This is a genomic window from Nonomuraea sp. NPDC049646, from assembly GCF_044465525.1.
Classification (GTDB): domain Bacteria; phylum Actinomycetota; class Actinomycetes; order Streptosporangiales; family Streptosporangiaceae; genus Nonomuraea.
The window spans coordinates 500,984-518,919 of record NZ_JBITLU010000002.1 but is presented as its reverse complement, the minus strand read 5'-3'; the positions used below and the strand labels follow the sequence as shown (position 1 = coordinate 518,919).

The 17,936-nt window shown below is 72.5% G+C and carries 16 protein-coding genes; 9 read left to right on the top strand and 7 right to left on the bottom strand.

The window, feature by feature from the left end:
• Positions 1-131 precede the first annotated feature (131 nt).
• The 5 genes from ACIBQ8_RS07275 (at position 132) to ACIBQ8_RS07255 (ending at position 4,526) form a co-directional block, all read left to right on the top strand.
• Positions 132-1,247, top strand: a complete 1,116-nt coding sequence (locus ACIBQ8_RS07275) for a M24 family metallopeptidase (RefSeq protein ID WP_397174076.1) — start codon at positions 132-134, stop codon at positions 1,245-1,247.
• A 4-nt stretch (positions 1,248-1,251) separates the two neighbouring features.
• Complete coding sequence (locus ACIBQ8_RS07270) at positions 1,252-2,016, top strand: protein phosphatase 2C domain-containing protein (RefSeq protein WP_397191444.1); 765 nt, start codon at positions 1,252-1,254, stop codon at positions 2,014-2,016.
• Positions 2,017-2,308: 292 nt separating this feature from the next.
• Positions 2,309-3,175, top strand: a complete 867-nt coding sequence (locus tag ACIBQ8_RS07265) for a terpene synthase family protein (RefSeq protein WP_397191443.1) — start codon at positions 2,309-2,311, stop codon at positions 3,173-3,175.
• Between the two features lie 248 nt (positions 3,176-3,423).
• Positions 3,424-4,017, top strand: a complete 594-nt coding sequence (locus ACIBQ8_RS07260) for an ATP/GTP-binding protein (protein WP_352326803.1) — start codon at positions 3,424-3,426, stop codon at positions 4,015-4,017.
• A 23-nt stretch (positions 4,018-4,040) separates the two neighbouring features.
• Positions 4,041-4,526: an Lrp/AsnC family transcriptional regulator gene (locus tag ACIBQ8_RS07255; RefSeq protein WP_352350809.1), complete on the top strand. Its 486-nt coding sequence runs from the start codon at positions 4,041-4,043 to the stop codon at positions 4,524-4,526.
• A 212-nt stretch (positions 4,527-4,738) separates the two neighbouring features.
• On the opposite strand, the gene ACIBQ8_RS07250 is transcribed toward ACIBQ8_RS07255, so the two are convergent.
• Genes ACIBQ8_RS07250 through ACIBQ8_RS07225 form a run of 6 tightly spaced genes read right to left on the bottom strand, consistent with a single transcriptional unit; the run spans position 4,739 to position 11,379 of the window.
• Positions 4,739-5,713 carry an N-acetylglucosamine kinase gene (locus tag ACIBQ8_RS07250; protein WP_397191442.1) on the bottom strand — a complete coding sequence of 325 codons (975 nt, stop codon included), beginning with the start codon at positions 5,711-5,713 and terminating at the stop codon, positions 4,739-4,741.
• Positions 5,713-6,972 carry a 6-phospho-beta-glucosidase gene (locus tag ACIBQ8_RS07245; RefSeq protein WP_397191441.1) on the bottom strand — a complete coding sequence of 420 codons (1,260 nt, stop codon included), beginning with the start codon at positions 6,970-6,972 and terminating at the stop codon, positions 5,713-5,715. The genes ACIBQ8_RS07250 and ACIBQ8_RS07245 overlap by 1 nt, the downstream gene beginning before the upstream one ends.
• A complete protein-coding gene (locus ACIBQ8_RS07240; protein WP_352350803.1) occupies positions 6,969-7,859 on the bottom strand; it encodes a carbohydrate ABC transporter permease in 891 nt (296 codons plus the stop codon). The genes ACIBQ8_RS07245 and ACIBQ8_RS07240 overlap by 4 nt, the downstream gene beginning before the upstream one ends.
• Positions 7,856-8,797, bottom strand: a complete 942-nt coding sequence (locus tag ACIBQ8_RS07235) for a carbohydrate ABC transporter permease (RefSeq protein ID WP_397174085.1) — start codon at positions 8,795-8,797, stop codon at positions 7,856-7,858. Before ACIBQ8_RS07235 ends, ACIBQ8_RS07240 begins: the two co-directional genes overlap by 4 nt.
• Positions 8,798-8,803: 6 nt before the next feature.
• Positions 8,804-10,135, bottom strand: coding sequence for an ABC transporter substrate-binding protein (locus ACIBQ8_RS07230; protein ID WP_397174086.1), 1,332 nt, complete (start codon positions 10,133-10,135; stop codon positions 8,804-8,806).
• 47 nt (positions 10,136-10,182) lie between these two features.
• A complete protein-coding gene (locus ACIBQ8_RS07225; RefSeq protein WP_397174087.1) occupies positions 10,183-11,379 on the bottom strand; it encodes an ROK family protein in 1,197 nt (398 codons plus the stop codon).
• A 341-nt stretch (positions 11,380-11,720) separates the two neighbouring features.
• Between ACIBQ8_RS07225 and ACIBQ8_RS07220 the strand changes: the two genes are divergently transcribed.
• The 4 genes from ACIBQ8_RS07220 (at position 11,721) to ACIBQ8_RS07205 (ending at position 17,507) form a co-directional block, all read left to right on the top strand.
• A complete protein-coding gene (locus tag ACIBQ8_RS07220; RefSeq protein WP_397191440.1) occupies positions 11,721-13,886 on the top strand; it encodes a HelD family protein in 2,166 nt (721 codons plus the stop codon).
• A 521-nt stretch (positions 13,887-14,407) separates the two neighbouring features.
• Positions 14,408-16,102: an apolipoprotein N-acyltransferase gene (gene lnt, locus ACIBQ8_RS07215; protein WP_397191439.1), complete on the top strand. Its 1,695-nt coding sequence runs from the start codon at positions 14,408-14,410 to the stop codon at positions 16,100-16,102.
• On the top strand, positions 16,099-16,845 hold the full coding sequence (locus ACIBQ8_RS07210; RefSeq protein WP_397174092.1) for a polyprenol monophosphomannose synthase: 747 nt from the start codon (positions 16,099-16,101) through the stop codon (positions 16,843-16,845). The genes lnt and ACIBQ8_RS07210 overlap by 4 nt, the downstream gene beginning before the upstream one ends.
• A 119-nt stretch (positions 16,846-16,964) precedes the next feature.
• The gene (locus ACIBQ8_RS07205) at positions 16,965-17,507 is read left to right on the top strand and encodes an FxsA family protein (RefSeq protein WP_397174093.1); all 543 of its coding nucleotides are present in this window, start codon (positions 16,965-16,967) and stop codon (positions 17,505-17,507) included.
• 14 nt (positions 17,508-17,521) lie between these two features.
• On the opposite strand, the gene ACIBQ8_RS07200 is transcribed toward ACIBQ8_RS07205, so the two are convergent.
• Positions 17,522-17,936, bottom strand: a 415-nt coding sequence (locus ACIBQ8_RS07200; protein ID WP_397191438.1) for a DUF2804 domain-containing protein, incomplete at its 5' end; no start/stop codon positions are given.

The following is a 17,936-nucleotide window of genomic DNA, read 5'->3' as shown; positions in this document are numbered from 1 at the left end:
CTACGTGATCAATGTGGAACGGAGTGTAGTCATGGGCTCTCATGTTGTGAGAAGTTTTCGCGGATTTTAGCCCTCGGCGGACAAGCGGCCTGCTGGAGTGGGGGCGCCGGGCGTCCGAGTAGATTTGGCTCGTGACGTCCTCAGACCTGTATCCCGTGTCCCGTCTTGCCGCCGCGCAGGAGGCCGCCGCCAAGGCCGGTCTCGACGCCCTGCTGCTCACCCCCGGGCCCGACCTGCGCTATGTCAGCGGCTACGACGCCAAGCCGCTGGAGCGGCTGACCTGCCTCGTGGTGCCCGCCTCGGGGGAGGCGTACATGATGGTGCCCCGCCTTGAGCTGCCGGCCGCGCAGGCCTCGCCCGCCTCCCGGCTCGGGCTGGAGTTCGTGGCCTGGGACGAGACCGACGACCCCTACGCCATCGCCGCCGCCCGGCTGGGCCGGGTGGCCAAGGTGGGGCTGGCCGACCGCATGTGGGCCATGTCGTCGCTGCGCTTCCGCGACGTGCTGCCGGAGGCCGAGCAGGTGCTGGCCGGCACGGTGCTGCGCGACCTGCGCATGCGCAAGTCGCCGGCCGAGGTGGCGGCCCTGCGCGAGGCCGGCGAGGCCATCGACGCGGTCCACCGGCAGGTGCCCGAGCTGCTGCGCGCCGGCCGCACCGAGCGCGAGGTGGGCCGCGACATCGCCGAGGCGATCCTGGCCGCCGGCCACGCCACGGTCGACTTCGTCATCGTCGCCTCCGGGCCCAACGGCGCCAGCCCCCACCACGACGTGTCCGACCGGGTGATCCAGGCCGGCGAGCCGGTCGTCGTCGACATCGGCGGCCAGCTCCACAACGGCTACTGCTCCGACTCCACCCGCACCTACTGCGTGGGCGAGCCGCCCGCCGAGTTCGCCGCCTACTACGAGGTGCTGCGCCGCGCCCAGGAAGCCGCCTGCGCCGCGGTGCGGCCGGGCGTGTCGTGCGAGTCGATCGACGCGGCGGCCCGCGAGGTCATCGCCGAGGCCGGCTACGGCGACTACTTCATCCACCGCACCGGCCACGGCATCGGCATCGAGACGCACGAGGAGCCCTACATCGTCGCGGGCAACGACGAGCCGATGGAGGCCGGGTTCGCCTTCTCCGTCGAGCCCGGCATCTACCTGCCCGGCCGCCACGGCGCCCGCATCGAGGACATCGTGGTCTGCACCGAGACCGGCGGCGAGCGGCTGAACAACACGCCGCGCGAGCTGGTGACCGTCCAGCCGTAACGGCATGTTCACCGAGGTCAGGTACGCCACCCGGCCCGGGTCGGCGCGGCCCAACGAGGACCTGGCGGTGGCCGGGCCCTCGTGGGCGGTCGTGCTCGACGGGGCCACGGCGGCGGCCGGGGCCGGCGGCGGCTGCGCCCATGGCGTCGCCTGGCTGGTCGGGCGGCTCGGCGGGGCGCTGGCCGCCGGGCTGGCCGCCGGCGGGCGCTCGCCGCTGGCCGACATCCTGGCCGAGGCCATCTCCGTCACCATGGGCGCCCATGCGGGCACGTGCGACCTGGGCGACCCCGACTCGCCGTCCACGACCGTGGCCATGATGCGCCTCGGCGGGGGAGCGGTGGAGTACCTCGTGCTGGGGGACTCCCCGGTGGTGCTCGCGCGGGCCGACGGCGGGGCCGAGGTCATCGGCGACGACCGGGTGGAGCGGCTGCCGGGCGGGCGGCCGTACTCGCCGGAGCTGGTGCGGCGCATGCGCAACGCCGAGGGCGGGTTCTGGGTGGCCTCCACCCGGCCCGAGGCCGCCGGTCAGGCGGTCAGCGGGGTCGTGGAGGCGTCCGGGCTGCTGGGGGCCGGGCTGTTCACCGACGGGGTGACCCGGCTGGTGGAGTGGTACGGGTGGAGCTGGGAGTCGGTGCTGGCCGAGCTGTCCGCCGGGGGGCCGGGGGCGGTGATCTCGGCCGTACGGGGGCTGGAGGCCGAACGCGGGGCGGTCCGCGGCAAGCCCCACGACGACGCCACCGCCCTCTGGGCCGCCTTCCCTCCCTCCTGACTTCGCCCCGCTTCGCCCGGCGCCCCGGCCCTCTGGGCCGCCTTGCCTCCGTCCCGACTTCGCCCCGCTCTCACCCGGCGCCGCCCCGGCTCTCTGGGCTGCCTTCCCTGTCCCTTGACTTCCCCCCGCTCCCACCCGGCGCCGCTCCCATGTGATGCCGCCTTCCGCGTTGCCGGGGGATGGGTTGATGGGGTGTATGTGATCATGAAAGAATTCTTCGGCAGGTGCATTCGTCCGGCCGGGGGGTTGGGGGGCGTCGCCATGAGCCGTGTACCGTGCGGGTGGCCCTAGGGTGCCCGGCGAGGAGCTGGAGGAGGCGTACCGGCTCGGCCGCACCTGCGCCCTGGCCGCCGAGTGCGGCAGGGACCTGCGGCGCTGCGCCCAGCTGTACGACGGCCTGTTCCCCGGCGCCGCCTTCGACGCCGAGTTCTACCAGGCCCTGACGCTCGGCACGGCCTTCAGCGCCCCCTGGGCGGGCGCGGGCGGGCTGAAGGCGGTCAACCGCAGCGCCCTGTGGGTGCTGGCCGTCGGCCGTCTGGTCGACCACACCGCCACCACCCGCGAGCAGGTCGACCGGCTGACGCGCGAGTGCGTCGAGGTCGCCGGCGGCGCGGTGCCGCGGTCGCCGGTCACCCGCTTCCTGGCCGACCTGCGTGACGAGCTGGCCACCGTCGAGGGGTTCGGCCTCGCGCGGCGGCTCTGGCACGACCAGCTCGCCCGGACGCTGGCCGGGATGGCCAGGGCCTGGGTGTGGCGGGACACCAGGGCCGTGCCCACGCTGGAGCGCTACCTCGACAACGCCGACAGCCGCGGCTCCTGCTTCGTGGACCTGTCCCACTGGATCTACACCGGCGACGGCTGGACCAGGGGCCACCTGGACGAGCTGCGGACGGTCAGCCGCCAGGTGCAGCGATACCTGCACCTGCTCGGCGACGTCGCCTCCTACCGCAGGGACCTGAGCTGGGGCGACCTGAACGTCCTGGGGCTCGGGGTCACCGGCGGCGAGGTCACCACGGCGATGGCCGCCCTGGCCGGCGAGGCGACCGGCCTGATCGAGGCGCTGTGCGGCTGCAGCCCGCGGACGGCCGCCTACCTGGGCCGACGGATCGGCTTCAACGCCGGCTTCACCGGCATTTCGGACCTGGGCCCCGCGACCTAACGATCTCGTCGAATAAGCTGACAAGTCTCTTGACCGCCCGTCGCCCGCCAGGCGATTTATGGGACTAGCGACGATAAATCGTGACATTTGGTTCGTTGTAAAAGTTTATGTCTTGAGTGGAAAATGTGGCGTTGCTAGGGTGACTCGATGCCAGGCACGTCGAACGGCCTTCACCACGCGCCTTGACAGATATCACTGACCATGCGCGAAGGCCGCGACGTGCGCGGGACCTGTACGGGCGGTGCTGGATGGAATTCGGTCGCGTCGACCGTTGGCGGCTGCCGACCGCGATCAAGATCTTGATCGCCGGCGGTTTCGGCGCGGGCAAGACCACCATGGTGGGCGCCGTCTCCGAGACCCGCCCGCTGCGCACGGAAGAGGCGCTCACCCACGTCGGCACGCACGTCGACGACCTGTCGGGCGTCGAGCGCAAGCTCACCACCACCGTCGCGATGGACTTCGGCCGCATCACCATCCGCGACGACTACATGCTCTACCTGTTCGGCACCCCGGGGCAGGAACGCTTCTGGTTCGTCTGGGACGAGCTGGCCATGGGCGCGCTCGGGGCCGTGGTGCTGGCCGACACCCGCCGCCTGGCCGACTGCTTCCCGGCCGTCGACTACTTCGAGAAGCGCGAGCAGCCGTTCATCATCGCGCTCAACTGCTTCGAGGGCACCCGCCCGTTCACCGTCGGCGAGGTGCGCTCGGCCATCGGGCTGGAACCGGACGTGCCCATCGTGCTGTGCGACGCCCGCCGGCGCGACTCCGGCCGCCAGGTGCTCATCACCCTGGTCGAGCACGCGATGAACCGAGGGGTCGCTCCCGTCGGGACCATGTCGTGACCATCACCGGCTACCTTTGACCGATGGAGGAGATCGACCGCCGGATCGTCACGCTGCTCGCCCACGACGGCCGCATGAGTTTCACCGACCTGGCCAGGGAGACCGGCCTCTCCGTCTCCGCGGTCCACCAGCGCGTACGCCGCCTGGAGAAGCGCGGCGTCGTCCGCGGCTACGCCGCCGTCATCGACCACGACGCGATCGGGCTGCCGCTGACCGCGTTCGTGTCGATCAAGCCGATCGACCCCGCCGCGCCCGACGACGCCCCCGAGCGGCTGGCCCATCTGAGCGCCATCGAGGCCTGCCACAGCGTCGCCGGGGACGAGAGCTACATCCTCAAGGTCCGCGTGGCCTCGCCGGTGGCGCTGGAGGACCTGCTGCAGCAGATCCGCGCCTCGGCCAACGTCTCCACCCGCACCACCGTGGTCCTGAGCACGCCCTACGAGCACCGCGCCCCCGTCGTCGCCCCCGACGTCACCCCCGCCGAGCCCGACCAGAACGCCTCCGCCTGAAGCCGCCGGGCCCGACCGGAACGCCTTCCCCCGAAGACCGCCGGGCCCGACCGGAACGCCTTCCCCCGAAGACCGCCGGGCCCGGCCGGTGCCCCTTCTGCCGGAACGCCCGCCGGGCCCGACCGTGAAACGCCTTCCCCTGAACGCCCAGCCGGGCGCCGTCCCCGCAGGACCGGCGCCCGGGGGCGTACCCGATGAGCGGGACGGGCCCGTCAGCGGGTGACCGGGAGCGCGAAGTGCGAGCGCAGCCGGGCCAGCGCGGCCTCCGGAGCACCCAGGTGCTCCAGCCCCAGCAGCGCCGCCCCCGCCACCGGCGGCAGGTCGGCCACCACGAGCTCGGCCTGCGGCGCCCTGGCCGCGAACGCCGCCTCCAGCAGCGGCGTCAGCAGCGGGTCACGGGCCGTCAGCATGCCGCCGCCGAGCACCACCTCGACCGGCGTCCCCAGCAGGCCGAGCCGCCGCAGGCAGACCTCGGCCATCACGGTCACCTCCTCGGCCTGCCGCTGGACCAGCGACCGGGCGACCGCGTCCCCGGCCGCCGCGACGGCCAGCACGCCGGGGGCCAGCTCGTGCAGCCGCCCTTCGTCCACGCGCCCGAAGTGCAGGTCGAGCACCAGCTCCTCGACGGTGGCCGTGCCGAAGTGGGCCGTGACCAGCTCCGCCAGGGCCGTCGGCGCGCCGCGGCCGTCCTCGGCGCGCACGGCGTGCCACAGCGCCTCCTCGGCCACGCCCTGGCCGCCGCCCCAGTCGCCGCTGATCCGGCCGAGCGAGGGGAAGCGGGCGACCTGCCCGCCGGGGGAGACGCCGACCGCGTTGATGCCCGCGCCGCACACCACCGCGACCCCCCACGGGGCCGACGTACCGGCCCGCAGCAGGGCGAAGGTGTCGTTGCGCACGACCACGTCGCCGAACCCGCGGGCGGCGAACTCGGCGGCCAGCGCCTCCTCCTCCACCGGGAAGTCGGCCCCGGCCAGGCAGGCCGACACGTGGCCGAACGCCTGGGCCGGCAGGCCGGTGCGGGCCGCCGCCTCGGCCACCACGTCCACGGCCGCCGCCACGCCGGCGCTCTGCGGCTCGAAGGGGCCCGCCCGGCCGGTCGCGACCACCTCGCCGTCGTCCGCGACCACCGCGACGTCCGTCTTGCTGTTGCCGCCGTCGACGGCCAGGAGCAGCCGGGGGCCCGCCACTAGCCCACCGTCCAGGGCAGGTGCTCGCGGTTGGCCGCCAGCAGCAGGCCGGTCAGCTCCTCGGCGACGTCGTCCTGGCCGATCAGCGGGTGCGCCAGCAGGGCGTCGCGCACGCGGTCCGCGCCGCCCCGGCGGGCGGCCTCCAGGGCCAGGGCCTCGTACGCCGACACGTGCGCGATCAGCCCCGCGTACAGCGGCTCGACGGGCGGCACCGGCAGCGGCGCGGCGCCGGCGGCGGTGATGGCCGCGGGCACCTCGATGACGGCGTCGTCGTCCAGGAAGGGCAGGGTGCCCTGGTTGCGCACGTTGACGACCTGGGCGTCGCCCCGGTCTCCGAGCAGCGAGGCGATCAGCGCCACCGCCGACTCGGAGTAGAACGCGCCGCCCCGCCGGTCCAGCAGCTCCGGCTTGGTCACCACCGACGGGTCGCCGTACAGCTCCAGCAGCCGGGTCTCCATCTCGGCCACCTCGGCCGCCCGCGACGGCTTGGCGCGCTGCTCGCGCACCACCGCGTCGTGGGCGTAGAAGTAGCGCAGGTAGTACGACGGGATGACGCCGAGCCGCCGGATCAGCTCCACCCGCAGCCCGAGGGCCTCGGCGATCTCCTCACCGGCCCGGTCGATGATCTCGGGCAGCACGTCCCGGCCGTCGAGGTGGACCGAACGCTCCCAGCTCAGGTGGTTCAGCCCGACGTGACCCAGCGAGATCCGGCCGGGGGCGACGCCCAGACCCGCGGCGAAGCGGCGCTGGAAGCCGATCGCGACGTTGCACAGCCCGATGGCCCGGTGGCCGGCGTCGAGCAGCGCCCTGGTGACGATGCCGACCGGGTTGGTGAAGTCGATGATCCAGGCGTCCGGGGCCTCCCGGCGTACGATCTCGGCCAGCTCCAGCACGACGGGGACCGTGCGCAGCGCCTTGGCCAGGCCGCCCGCGCCGGTCGTCTCCTGGCCCACGCAGCCGCACTCCAGCGGCAGCGTCTCGTCGACGTTCCTGGCCGCCTGCCCGCCCACCCGGAGCTGGAACAGCACGACCTCGGCCCCCGCGACCCCCTCGGCCACCGAGGAGGTGGCCAGCACGCGCGCCGGATGCCCGGCGTGCGCCAGCATGCGCCGCGACATCCCCGACACCAGCTCAAGACGGGACGGATCCGGATCTATGAGGGCGATCTCCGTCACGGGCAGCTCGTCGCGCAGCCGCGCGAACCCGTCGATCAGCTCCGGCGTGTACGTCGAGCCGCCCCCGACCACGGCGAGTTTCAACCCTTCACTCCTGTCAAGGTCACGCCCTCGATGAAGACTTTCTGGGCGAGGAAGAACACGATGATCACCGGGGCGGTCACCAGCAGGGTGGCGGCCATGGTGAGGTTCCACTGGACGCTGTGGAACGCCTTGAACGTGGCCAGGCCGAGCGAGAGCGTCCAGCCCTCCTGCTCGACGCCGGCGTACAGCAGCGGCCCGTAGTAGTCGTTCCAGCAGTAGAAGAACTGGAACAGGGCGACGGCGGCGACCGCCGGACGGGCCATCGGCAGGATCACCCGCACCAGCGTCCTGAAGTCCGAGCAGCCGTCCACCTTCGCCGCGTCGATGTACTCGCGCGGGATCGTGATCAGGAACTGGCGGAGCAGGAAGATCGAGAACGCGTCGCCGAACAGCATCGGCAGGATCAGCGGCCACAGGCTGTCGGTCAGCCCCAGCCGGGCCCACACCAGGTAGATCGGCACCGCGATGACCTGCGGCGGCAGCATCATGGCGGTGATCACCAGCAGGAACGCCGCCCGGCGTCCCCGGAAGCGGAAGCGGGCCAGCGCGTAGGCCACCGGGATCGAGGAGGCCAGCGTGAAGACCGTGCCGAGGCCGGCGTACAGCAGCGTGTTGATCCCCCAGCGCAGCAGCTTCGACTTCTCGAACACCACCACGAAGTTGTCGAAGTTCCACGTGCGCGGCCACAGGTCGCCGGTCAGCGCCTGCTCGTCGGTCATCAGCGCGGTCAGCGTCAGGAACACCACCGGCGCCAGGAACATCAGGGCCAGCACGATCGCCGTCGCGTGCGTGGCGATCCACATCAGCGTGCGCCGCCGCCGCGCCCTGACCCCCTGCCGCCGCGCGGGCGCCGCGGGCGGGGCCGGGGCGGTCATGGTCGCGCTCATATCGCCTCCTCGGCCCGGCGGAACTGCCGCAGCAGGATCAACGTGAAGATCATCGACGTGGCGAACAGCAGCAGCGCCAGCACGCACGCGTAGCCCATCGTCCAGTCGCGGAAACCCGACTGGAAGAGCCACTGAGGCAGTGTCAGCAGCGACTCGTCCGGGTAGCCGGGGGTGAAGGTGGAGCCGGGGGAGTCGGTCGAGCCCGAGGCCACCCGCGAGGCGATCATCGCCTGGGTGAAGTACTGCAGGGCGTAGATGACGTTGGTGACCAGGGCGAACATCAGCACCGGCGCGATCGTCGGCAGCGTCACGCTGCGGAACTGCCGCCAGGCCCCGGCGCCGTCGATGGCGGCGGCCTCGTACAGGTGGCGGGGGACGTCCAGCAGCGCCGCCATGAAGATCACGGCGAGCTGGCCGCAGCTCCACAGCGACAGCAGCGTCAGGCTCGGCTTGGACCAGGCCGGGTCGCCGAACCAGTCGGGCCCGTGGATGCCGAACAGGGCCAGGAACTTGTTCCACGGCCCGGTGGCCGGGTTCATCAGGAAGACGAAGGTGATCGTCCCGGCCGCCAGCGGGACCAGCGACGGCAGGTAGAAGATCGTCCGCAGCACGCCGACGCCGGCCTTGAGGCGGACCACGAGCTGCGCCAGGGCCAGGGAGAACAGCACCGTGGCCGGCACCATGATCGCCACCAGCCACAGCGTGTTCTTGGCCGACATCGCCACCCGCGGGTCGTGCAGCAGGTAGGCGTAGTTGTCCAGCCCGATGAACTCCGGCGTGCTGGTCATGTCGTAGCGGTAGAAGGAGAAGTACACCGTGGACAGCAGCGGATAGACGAAGAAGACCGACACGCCGACGATCCACGGCGACAGCCACAGCAGGGCGCGCAGGCCCTCGCCGCGCCGCCTGGGCGGCGCGGCGTGGGGGGAGGAGGCCATCGCCGATCAGCCCCCGGACAGCTTCAGCTTGTCGTCGATCTGCTTGTCCACGCCCTTGAGCCCGGCGTCGAGGTCGGTGACCGCGCCCTTCTCCCACTTGACGACGAAGGTCGCCAGCGCCTCCTGGTTGAACACGCTGTTGACGCTCGGCGGCAGCGTCGAGGTCTTGGGGTGGGAGAAGACGTCGAGGAAGGTGGCGAAGTTCGCGTCCTTGGCCAGGTCGGGCGATTCCATCGCCGCCTTGGTCGTGGGGACGTTGCGCAGGGCGTTGGAGAGCGTCACCAGCGAGCTGGTGTCGGTGGTCAGGTACTTGACCAGCTCCCAGGCCTGCTGCGGGTTCTTGGCGCCCTTGGGGACGCCGATGACGGTGCCGGCGGTGAAGCCGCTGCCGTACAGGTCGGGCTTGTCGTCGGCGACCGGCAGGGGAGCGGTGGCGTAGTCGAGCTTCTTGGCGTCGTTGGCGATCATGGCGTTGCGCCACTCGCCGTCCAGGACCATCGCGATCTTGCCCTTGTAGAACGGGTGGTCGGCGCTCCACTCGTCGCCCAGGCTCTTGCGGAACTTCTCCAGCTTGTCGTATCCGTACCAGTCGATGAGGTCCTTCTGCCAGCGCAGCAGGGCCTTCCACGCCGGGTCGGTGCCGATGGCCGAGGTGCCGTCGGAGTTGTACCAGGTGGCGCCGACCATGGGGGCCAGGTGGCTGGGGCTGTTCTCGTAGTACTGCGTGCTGGGGACGAACCCGGCCACCTTGATGTCGCCGTTCGCGTCCCGCACGGTCAGCTTCTTGGTCAGCTCGGCCAGCTCGGTCAGCGTCCTGGGCGGCTGGTTGCCCTTCATCAGGGCCTTGTTGTAGTAGAGGCCGTAGGCGTCGGCCAGCAGCGGCAGCGTGCACTGCCGGCCGCCGAAGCCGGTGTAGGAACGTGCCACCTCGGGCAGCACCGACAGGTCGATGCCGTCCTGCTTGATGACCGGGGTGAGGTCCTGGAACGATCCCGACCTGCACCATTGGGCGACGTTGTCCGTCGTGAACGAGGCCGCCACGTCCGGCGCGTTGCCGCCCCGGATGGCCTGCGTGATCTGGTCGTCCTGGACGCCCTTGGTGGCCTTGACGGTGATCTGCGGGAACTTGGCGTGGAACCCGGCGATGGCCTCCTCGAACGCCTTGACCTCGGCGTCGGTGGAGAATCCGTGCCAGAGCTGGATCGTGGCCGCCGGGAGGGCCGCGGAGGCCGAGCCCGAGGGCCTTGGCTGGGAGCCGAGCGAGGGCCCGGCCTCCCTGCCGGCGGTGCAGGCGGCGAGCGCGAGGATCGCGACAGCCGCCAGGGGGACGAAGCGCACGGGGGGTGCCTCCTACCGCTGGGGGATCATGAAAGGGAAAAAATGGCTCACGAAGGGACGGTCGAGCTGAAGACCTCGTCGCGCACGGTGTCCAGGGCCAGGTCGAGCGCGCCCGCCAGCACCGGGTTGCCCTCCACGTGCGACAGCCGCACGACGGGGCGGGGGATGGTGAGCGCGTGCAGCTCGTGCTCGACCAGCTCGCGCAGCGGCTCGCCGCCCGACAGCACGACGCCGCCGGTCAGCACGATCAGGCCGGGGTCGATGACGGAGGTGATGGCCGCCAGGCCCACCGCCAGCCGGGCGGCGATGTCGCGCAGCCCCGCCTTGGCGTCGTCGGCCTTCTGCCCCGAGCCCTCCGACACGCGTACCGCCTTGGCGATGGCCTGGCGGAAGTCGGTGCCGTGCACGCCGTAGGAGCGCAGCAGCCGCAGCACGGCCGGGCCGCCGGTGAGCGCCTGGTAGCCGTGGTTGGCGTAGCGGCCGGCCTCGCGGGCCGTCGGCGCGCCCGGGGTCGGCATGTAACCCACCTCGCCCGCGCCGCCGGTCGCGCCCCTGTGCATGCGCCCGCCGAGCACGATGGCCGAGCCGATGCCCTCGTCGGCCCACAGCAGCACGAAGTCGGAGTGCCCGCGCGCCGCGCCGTGCGCCTGCTCGGCCAGCGCGACGAGGTTGACGTTGTTCTCCACGTCCACGGCCGTGCCGAGACCCGCGCTGAGGGTGGGCACGAGGTCGTCGATCTGCCAGCCGGGCACGTCCTTGGCGGCGGCGTAGCCGAGCCGGCCGGTGGCCGGGTCGATCGCCGCCTGCACGCCGATGACGACCCGGCGCAGCTTGTCCGGCGGGTTCGCGCCGGCCAGCGCCGCGCCCAGCCGGTCGACCAGCTCGCCGCCCGGCCGCCGCGCCGTCGGCAGCGTGTACGAGCCCACGACCGTGCCGGTGATGTCGGCGACGCGGGCCTCGATGCGGTCGGGGGTGACGTCGAGGGCGCCCACGTAGGCCGCCGCCGGGTTGATCCGGTAGACCTCGGCGGTACGGCCCGGCAGGCCCTCCCTGATGCCGTCCAGGACCACCAGCCCGGCGTCCTGAAGGCGCGACAGGAGCTGGGAGGCGGTGGGCTTGGACAGGCCCGTCAGGGCGCCCAGCTCCGGACGGGTCAGCGACCCGCGCTCGAGGAGCGCCCGCAGGGCCGCGCGGTCGTTGATCGCACGCAGCAGACTGGGCGTTCCCGGAACCGGACCGCTCATCAGGAGGACCCCTTCGACGAAGTTAGGAAACTTTCCTAACTCGTGAACATAGGGAGTTCTCCCATGCTGGTCAAGAGGGCGAAACCAAGCCGTGACCCGGAAGGGGGAAGGGAAGATGGGAGTGCCTCGACAGGCGTGCTAATGTCATCGTTTGTCGCAACAACAAGCAGAATGGCCCGGAGTGTCCCATTAACCACAATAATGGTCAGGCGGCAACTCGTCAAACGGAGCTCGCCAAGGAGCAGTCCTACGTCACCGGTCTGTACGACCGCCTCGACGAGCTGCGCGAGCGCACCCAGCGCCGGCTCAAGGAGGTGCTGGCCACGGGCGCCGTCGGCACGATGCAGAACAGATCCGAGCGCGACTCCTTCGCCGACATGTACGCCGGGCGGCTGGCCCGGCTGTGGGCGGTGGAGCGCGGCCTGGTTTTCGGCCGGCTCGACCACGTCGAGGAGGGCCGGCTCTACATCGGCAAGCTCGGCCTCACCGACGACGAGCAACGCCGCCTGCTCATCGACTGGCGCGCGCCCGTCGCGCAGCCGTTCTACCGCGCCACCCCCGCCGCGCCCATGGGCGTGACCAGGCGCCGCCACCTGCAGACCAGGGAGCGCAGCGTCGTCGGCGTCGACGACGACCTGCTCGACCTCGACGCGCTCACCGACGACGACCGCGCCACCCTCAACGGCGAGGCCGCGCTGCTGGCCGCCCTCGACGAGCGCCGCACCGGCCGCATGCGCGACATCGTCGCCACCATCCAGGCCGAGCAGGACCGCGTCATCCGCAGCGACCTCAACGGCGTCCTGGTCGTGCAGGGCGGTCCCGGCACGGGCAAGACCGTGGTGGCCCTGCACCGGGCCGCCTACCTGCTCTACACCCACAGGGAGCGCCTGGAGCGCCGCGGCGTGCTCATCCTCGGCCCCAACCTCACCTTCCTGCGCTACATCGAGCAGGTCCTGCCCTCGCTCGGCGAGACCGACGTGCTGCTGTCCACCGTGGGCGAGCTGTACCCGGGCGTGACCGCGACCCGGCGCGACCGCCCGGAGGTGGCCGCGGTCAAGGGCGACGCGCGGATGGCCCAGGTGATCGAGCGCGCGGTGCGCGAGCGGCAGAAGGTGCCGCGCAAGCCCGTCGAGCTGCCGTTGGGGCGGCTGACGCTCACCGTCGACCGCGCCATGCTGGACGCGGCCAAGAACAAGGCCGTGCGCTCGCGCCGCCCGCACAACCAGGCGCGCGCGGTGTTCGTCAGGTCGCTGCTGAACGCGCTGGCCCGGCAGCAGGCCCGCAAGATCGGCAAGGGGCTCATCGACGACGACGAGCTGGCCGACCTGCGCGAGGAACTGCGGACCGAGCCGGTGGTCAAGGCGGCGCTGAACCGGCTGTGGCCGTACCTGACGCCCCAGCGGCTGCTCCTGGGCCTGTACGGGTCGCCCGAGCGGCTCGACGCGGCGGGGGGCGTCCTGAGCCCCGCGGAGAGGGCGCTGCTGCGCCGCGACTCGGCCGAGTGGACCGACGCCGACGTGCCGCTGCTGGACGAGGCCGCCGAACTGCTGGGCGACATCGACGAGCACGTGCTGCGCGCCTCGGCGATGCAGGCCGAGGAGGAGCTGGCCGCGGCCCGCCAGGCCGAGGAGCACCAGCGCGAGGCCGAGCTGGCCTACGCGCGCGAGGTGCTGGAGCTGACCGGGCTGTCCGACGTCATGGAGGCCGAGCGGCTGGCCGATCGCCAGCGCGGCGACGGCCCCTACCTCACCACGGCCGAACGCGCCGCCGCCGACCGCACCTGGGCCTACGGGCACGTGATCGTGGACGAGGCGCAGGAGCTGTCGCCGATGGCCTGGCGGGCGGTCATGCGGCGCTGCCCGACCCGGTCGATGACGATCGTCGGCGACATCGCCCAGACCGGCTCGGCGGCAGGGGCGCGCTCGTGGGCGCAGGTGCTGGACCCGTACGTGGCCGGGCGCTGGCGTCAGGAGCGCCTGACGGTCAACTACCGCACGCCCGTGGAGCTCATGGAGGTGGCCGCGCGGGTGCTGGCCACCATCGACCCGGCCCTGGAGGCGCCGACGTCCGTGCGCGAGCTCGGCGCGCGGCCCTGGTCGGCGCCGCTGGCCGCGCTGCCCGAGCTGGCCGGGTCCGAGGTCCGGGAGGGCGGCAAGGTCGCCGTGGTGGTGCCCGACGCGCTGCTGGACACGCTCGGCGCGCGGCTGGTCGCGGCCGTGGAGGGCGCCGCGGTGGTCACGCCCGGCGCCGGACGGGCCGCCGGGGCCGCCGCCCTGGACGCGCCCCTCGCGGTGATGGGCGTGGCCGACGCCAAGGGCCTGGAGTTCGACTCGGTGATCGTGGCCGAGCCGGACCTCATCGCCGCCCAGTCGCCACGCGGGCCGAGCGACCTGTATGTTGCTCTGACGCGTGCCACGCAACGGCTGGGCGTCGTCCACGAAGGGCCGTTGTCGCAGGCGCTGTCGGGCCTGCCGGGCAGGTCCCCGACGTCGGCAAATGGGCTTTGACCCGCTTTACGACGGCAGGCCGAACATGTCCCACCTGCGGAAACTTGATGTTCCCGCTGATCGGGACACGGTTGACATCTGAGGTGGAGTCGGTAGTTTGCTGCGCAGTCCAGCACGGGACTTGGCCGGTTGGCCGTCTCTGACATCGCCGGATCCTGCGTCCGTGACGGAGCGTGACTTCGTCCACACAGCCAGGTGCAGGGCCGTCGGTCCGTCGAGTCGGGGCACCCCAACCGGTTGGGGGGTTGGACCCGGGACGGGTCCGGGAGCCCAGTAGACAACGGAATTCCGCGCTCGCCGCCGACGAGACGGGTCCGGTCCGAAGGGTTTCCGGGCCCTCTTCCCGCTCTCGTGCGCAGGATCGCGGATCGCGCCGGGTGATCCCGTCCCGAAACGGGATCACCCAGCCGGCCGCCTGTGAGCGGCCGTTTTCGATCTCCGTGTGCGCCGCCGGTCTGAGCGCGGCCCGGGGGCGGTAGCGTTTTCGCAAGCAGGCGTGCGATTTTGCGAGGAGACCCGGCGTGGTTCAGGACAAGACGAGCGTTCCGCCCGTCCCCGGGCGCGAACCGGCTCCCGAGGCGGACGCCTCCGACACCGCCGCCTCTTCTTCGGGTGAGGGCGACGGGGTCCGCGCCACGGGCGAGGGCCGGTGGGTCCTGGTCGCGCGGGTCGTGGCCATGGTGGCCGGCGGGCTGCTGCTCTACACCGCCTTCCCGCCGCTCGACTGGTGGCTGTGCGCGCCGGTCGGCATCGGGCTGATCGTGGCCGCCCTCTACCGGGCCCGTCCGCGGCGCGCCGCGTGGCTGGGGTATCTGGGCGGCGCCGTGTTCCTGTTCCCGGCCCTGGCCTGGGTGCGCACGATCGGCGACGACGTCTGGGTCATGCTGGTGGCCACCGAGAGCGTGTTCTACGCCGTCATGGCCGCGCTGGCGGCCCTGGTGTTCCGGCTGCGGCTGTGGCCGCTGTGGTTCGGCGCGCTGTGGGTGATGATGGAGTGGGCCCGCGGCCTGGTGCCCGTCGGCGGCTTCCCGTGGGCGCGGGTGGCCTTCAGCCAGGGCGAGTCGCTGTTCACCTCCTACGCCGCGCTGGGCGGCGCGCCGCTGGTGTCCTTCGCCGTCACGCTGTGCGGCGCCCTGCTGGCCCACGCCGTCCTGGTGCGGCCCGCCGCCGGCGTGGACAAGGCCGTGGACAAGGCCGTGGACAAGGCCGTTAACCCGGCCGTGAACACGGCCGTGCGCAGGGCCGTCCCGGTGGCACTGGCGCTGGCCGTGCCGCTGCTCACGCTCGCGCTGCCGCGGCCGGGCGACGAGGGCCGCTCGATCAACGTCGGCATCGTGCAGGGCAACGTCCCGGGGCGCGGCATGCACCCGCTCGGCGACGAGCCGGCCGTCGTCCTGCGCAACCACGCCGAGGAGACCAAGCGGCTGGCCGACGCCGTGCGCGCCGGGGCCCTGCCCAGGCCCGACATCGTCGTCCTGCCCGAGAACTCCACCGACATCGACCCCTACACCAGCGCCTTCGCCCGCCAGGTCATCGACGAGTCGGTCAAGTACGTCGGCGTCCCCACCCTGGTCGGCGCCGTCGTGGCCATCGGCGACGAGCACCGCGCCACGCGCAGCCTGGTGTGGGACCCGGTGAGCGGTCCCGGCGCTTACTACGACAAGCAGCACCTGGTGCCCTTCGGGGAGTACACGCCGTTCAAGGAGATCGTGCTGGCCCTGTGGGAGCGGGCCAACCTGGTGGGCCGGCAGTCGGTCGCGGGCACCAAGCCGGGCGACCTGAAGCTCGGCCCGGTCACGGTCGGCGCGGTCAACTGCTACGAGGTGGCCTACGACGACACCGTGCGCGGCACCGTGCGCGCCGGCGGCACCCCGCTGGTGGTGCAGACCAACAACGCCAGCTACGCGCTGTCCAACCTGCCGCCGCAGCAGCTCGCGATGTCCAAGCTGCGGGCCGTCGAGCACAACAGGGCCGTCGTTACGGCCGCCACGACCGGGATCTCCGCATATGTCACGCCTGACGGTAAAGTCTCCTGGCAGACCCGTGAACTTGTCCCTGACATGAACGTGGTCAAGGTGCCCGTGCGCACCCAGGAAACGATCGCCACAAAGGTGGGCGAGCTTCCTGAATGGGCATTGATGTTGATGGGAGCGGTGGCTGTCGGAGTCGCCGCACGGCGCGGCAGGCGAGGCGACCGAATGGGGAACGGCTCATGATGGAGACTGTCGGCCGGGTGCTGGTCGTCGTCCCGACCTACAACGAGCGCGACAACCTGCCCGCGATCGTCGAGCGGGTGCGCGCCGCCCTGCCCGACGCGCACGTGCTGGTGGCCGACGACAACAGCCCCGACGGCACCGGTGAGGTCGCCGACGCCCTGGCCGAGGCCGACGAGCACGTCCACGTGCTGCACCGGCCGGGCAAGCAGGGGCTCGGCGCGGCCTACATCGCCGGGTTCCGCTGGGGCCTGGGCGAGGGCTACGACGTGCTGGTCGAGATGGACGCCGACGGCTCCCACCAGCCCGAGGAGCTGCCCAAGCTGCTGCAGGCGCTGGCCGACGGCGCCGACCTGGCGATCGGCTCCCGCTACGTGCCCGGCGGCAAGGTGGTCAACTGGCCCCACCGGCGCGAGCTGCTGTCCAAGGGCGCCAACATCTACACCCGGGTGATGCTCGGCCTGCCGGTGCGCGACGCCACCGCCGGGTTCCGCGCCTACCGGGCCGCCACGCTGGAGAAGGTGGGCCTGGCCGGGGTCGAGTCGCAGGGCTACTGCTTCCAGGTCGACCTCACGCTCCGCACGGCCAGGCACGGCCTGCGGGTGGTGGAGGTGCCGATCACGTTCGTCGAGCGCACCGTCGGCAAGAGCAAGATGAACGGCAAGGTCATGTCCGAGGCGTTGTGGCGCATCGGCATGTGGGGCGTCACCGGCCTGCCGCGCCGCCTGCGCCGCACCCGCGGCTGACCGGCCGGCTGACGGGCGGCTGAGGGGCGGCTGGCGGGCGCTGAGGATCCGCGTCCAGGAACGCGCGCGGCCCGCCGGACGTTGTTCCTGATGTACGTGTGCGCGGAATCGAGGAAACGATGCGGCTGCTGCTGTTGCTGGCCCTGCTGGGCGTCCCGGTGCTGGAGGTCTGGCTGCTGATCCAGGTCGGATCGATGATCGGCGGATGGCCGACCGTCGGCCTGCTCGTCGCGGGCAGCCTGCTGGGCGCCTGGCTGGTGCGCCGCGAGGGCCGCCGGGTGTGGCGGCGTCTGCAGGCGGCCCTGTCGGAGGGCCGGGTGCCCGACCGCGAGCTGGCCGACGGCGGCCTGCTGCTGGCCGGCGGCGCGCTGCTGATGATCCCGGGCTTCTTCACCGACCTCGTCGGCTTCGTCTTCGTGCTGCCCTTCACCCGGCCGCTGATGCGGCGGCTGGCCTCGGGGTTCTTCGACCGGCGGGTCAAGCGGATGGCGGCGGCCTCGCCGTACGCGAACCTGTTCCCGCCCGGCTCCGGAGCGGACCGGGCCCCGCAGGGCGGCAAGGTCGTGCACGGCGAGGTCGTCCACGACGAGCCCCGGCGGGACGAGGCCGGGCGCGACGGGGTCGTGCACGGCGAGGTCGTCCGCCGCGACCGCGACGCCTGACGGCGCCACCGCCGCTACCAGCGCCGGTAGACCTCCTCGGCCCAGCCGTACAGGCCGTCGACCGTCACGCTCTCGCCGTCGTCGGCGACGACCGTGCCGCGGTAGTGGCCGAACGCCTGGGCCTCCTGGCTGCGCATGTAGAACGCGCGCCGCACGTCGGCCTCGCGCACGTGCTCGGGGACGAACTCCAGGTCCACGCGCTCGCCCTCGATGCGCCAGGGAGCGCGCCAGTCGGTGGTGTCGTACCGCCAGACCAGCTCCTCGCTGATCTTGTGCAGGCGGCCGTCGAGGATCAGGCCGTTCTCCACGCTGCCGGTGCCGTCGGTCCACTTGCCGCCGAGCTGCAGGGCGACGTCGCGGCCGCCGGGACGCCCGGCGGCCGCGCCCCAGTTCCAGCGGGTGTCGCCGGGCCCGCGCCCGCGCCCCCGG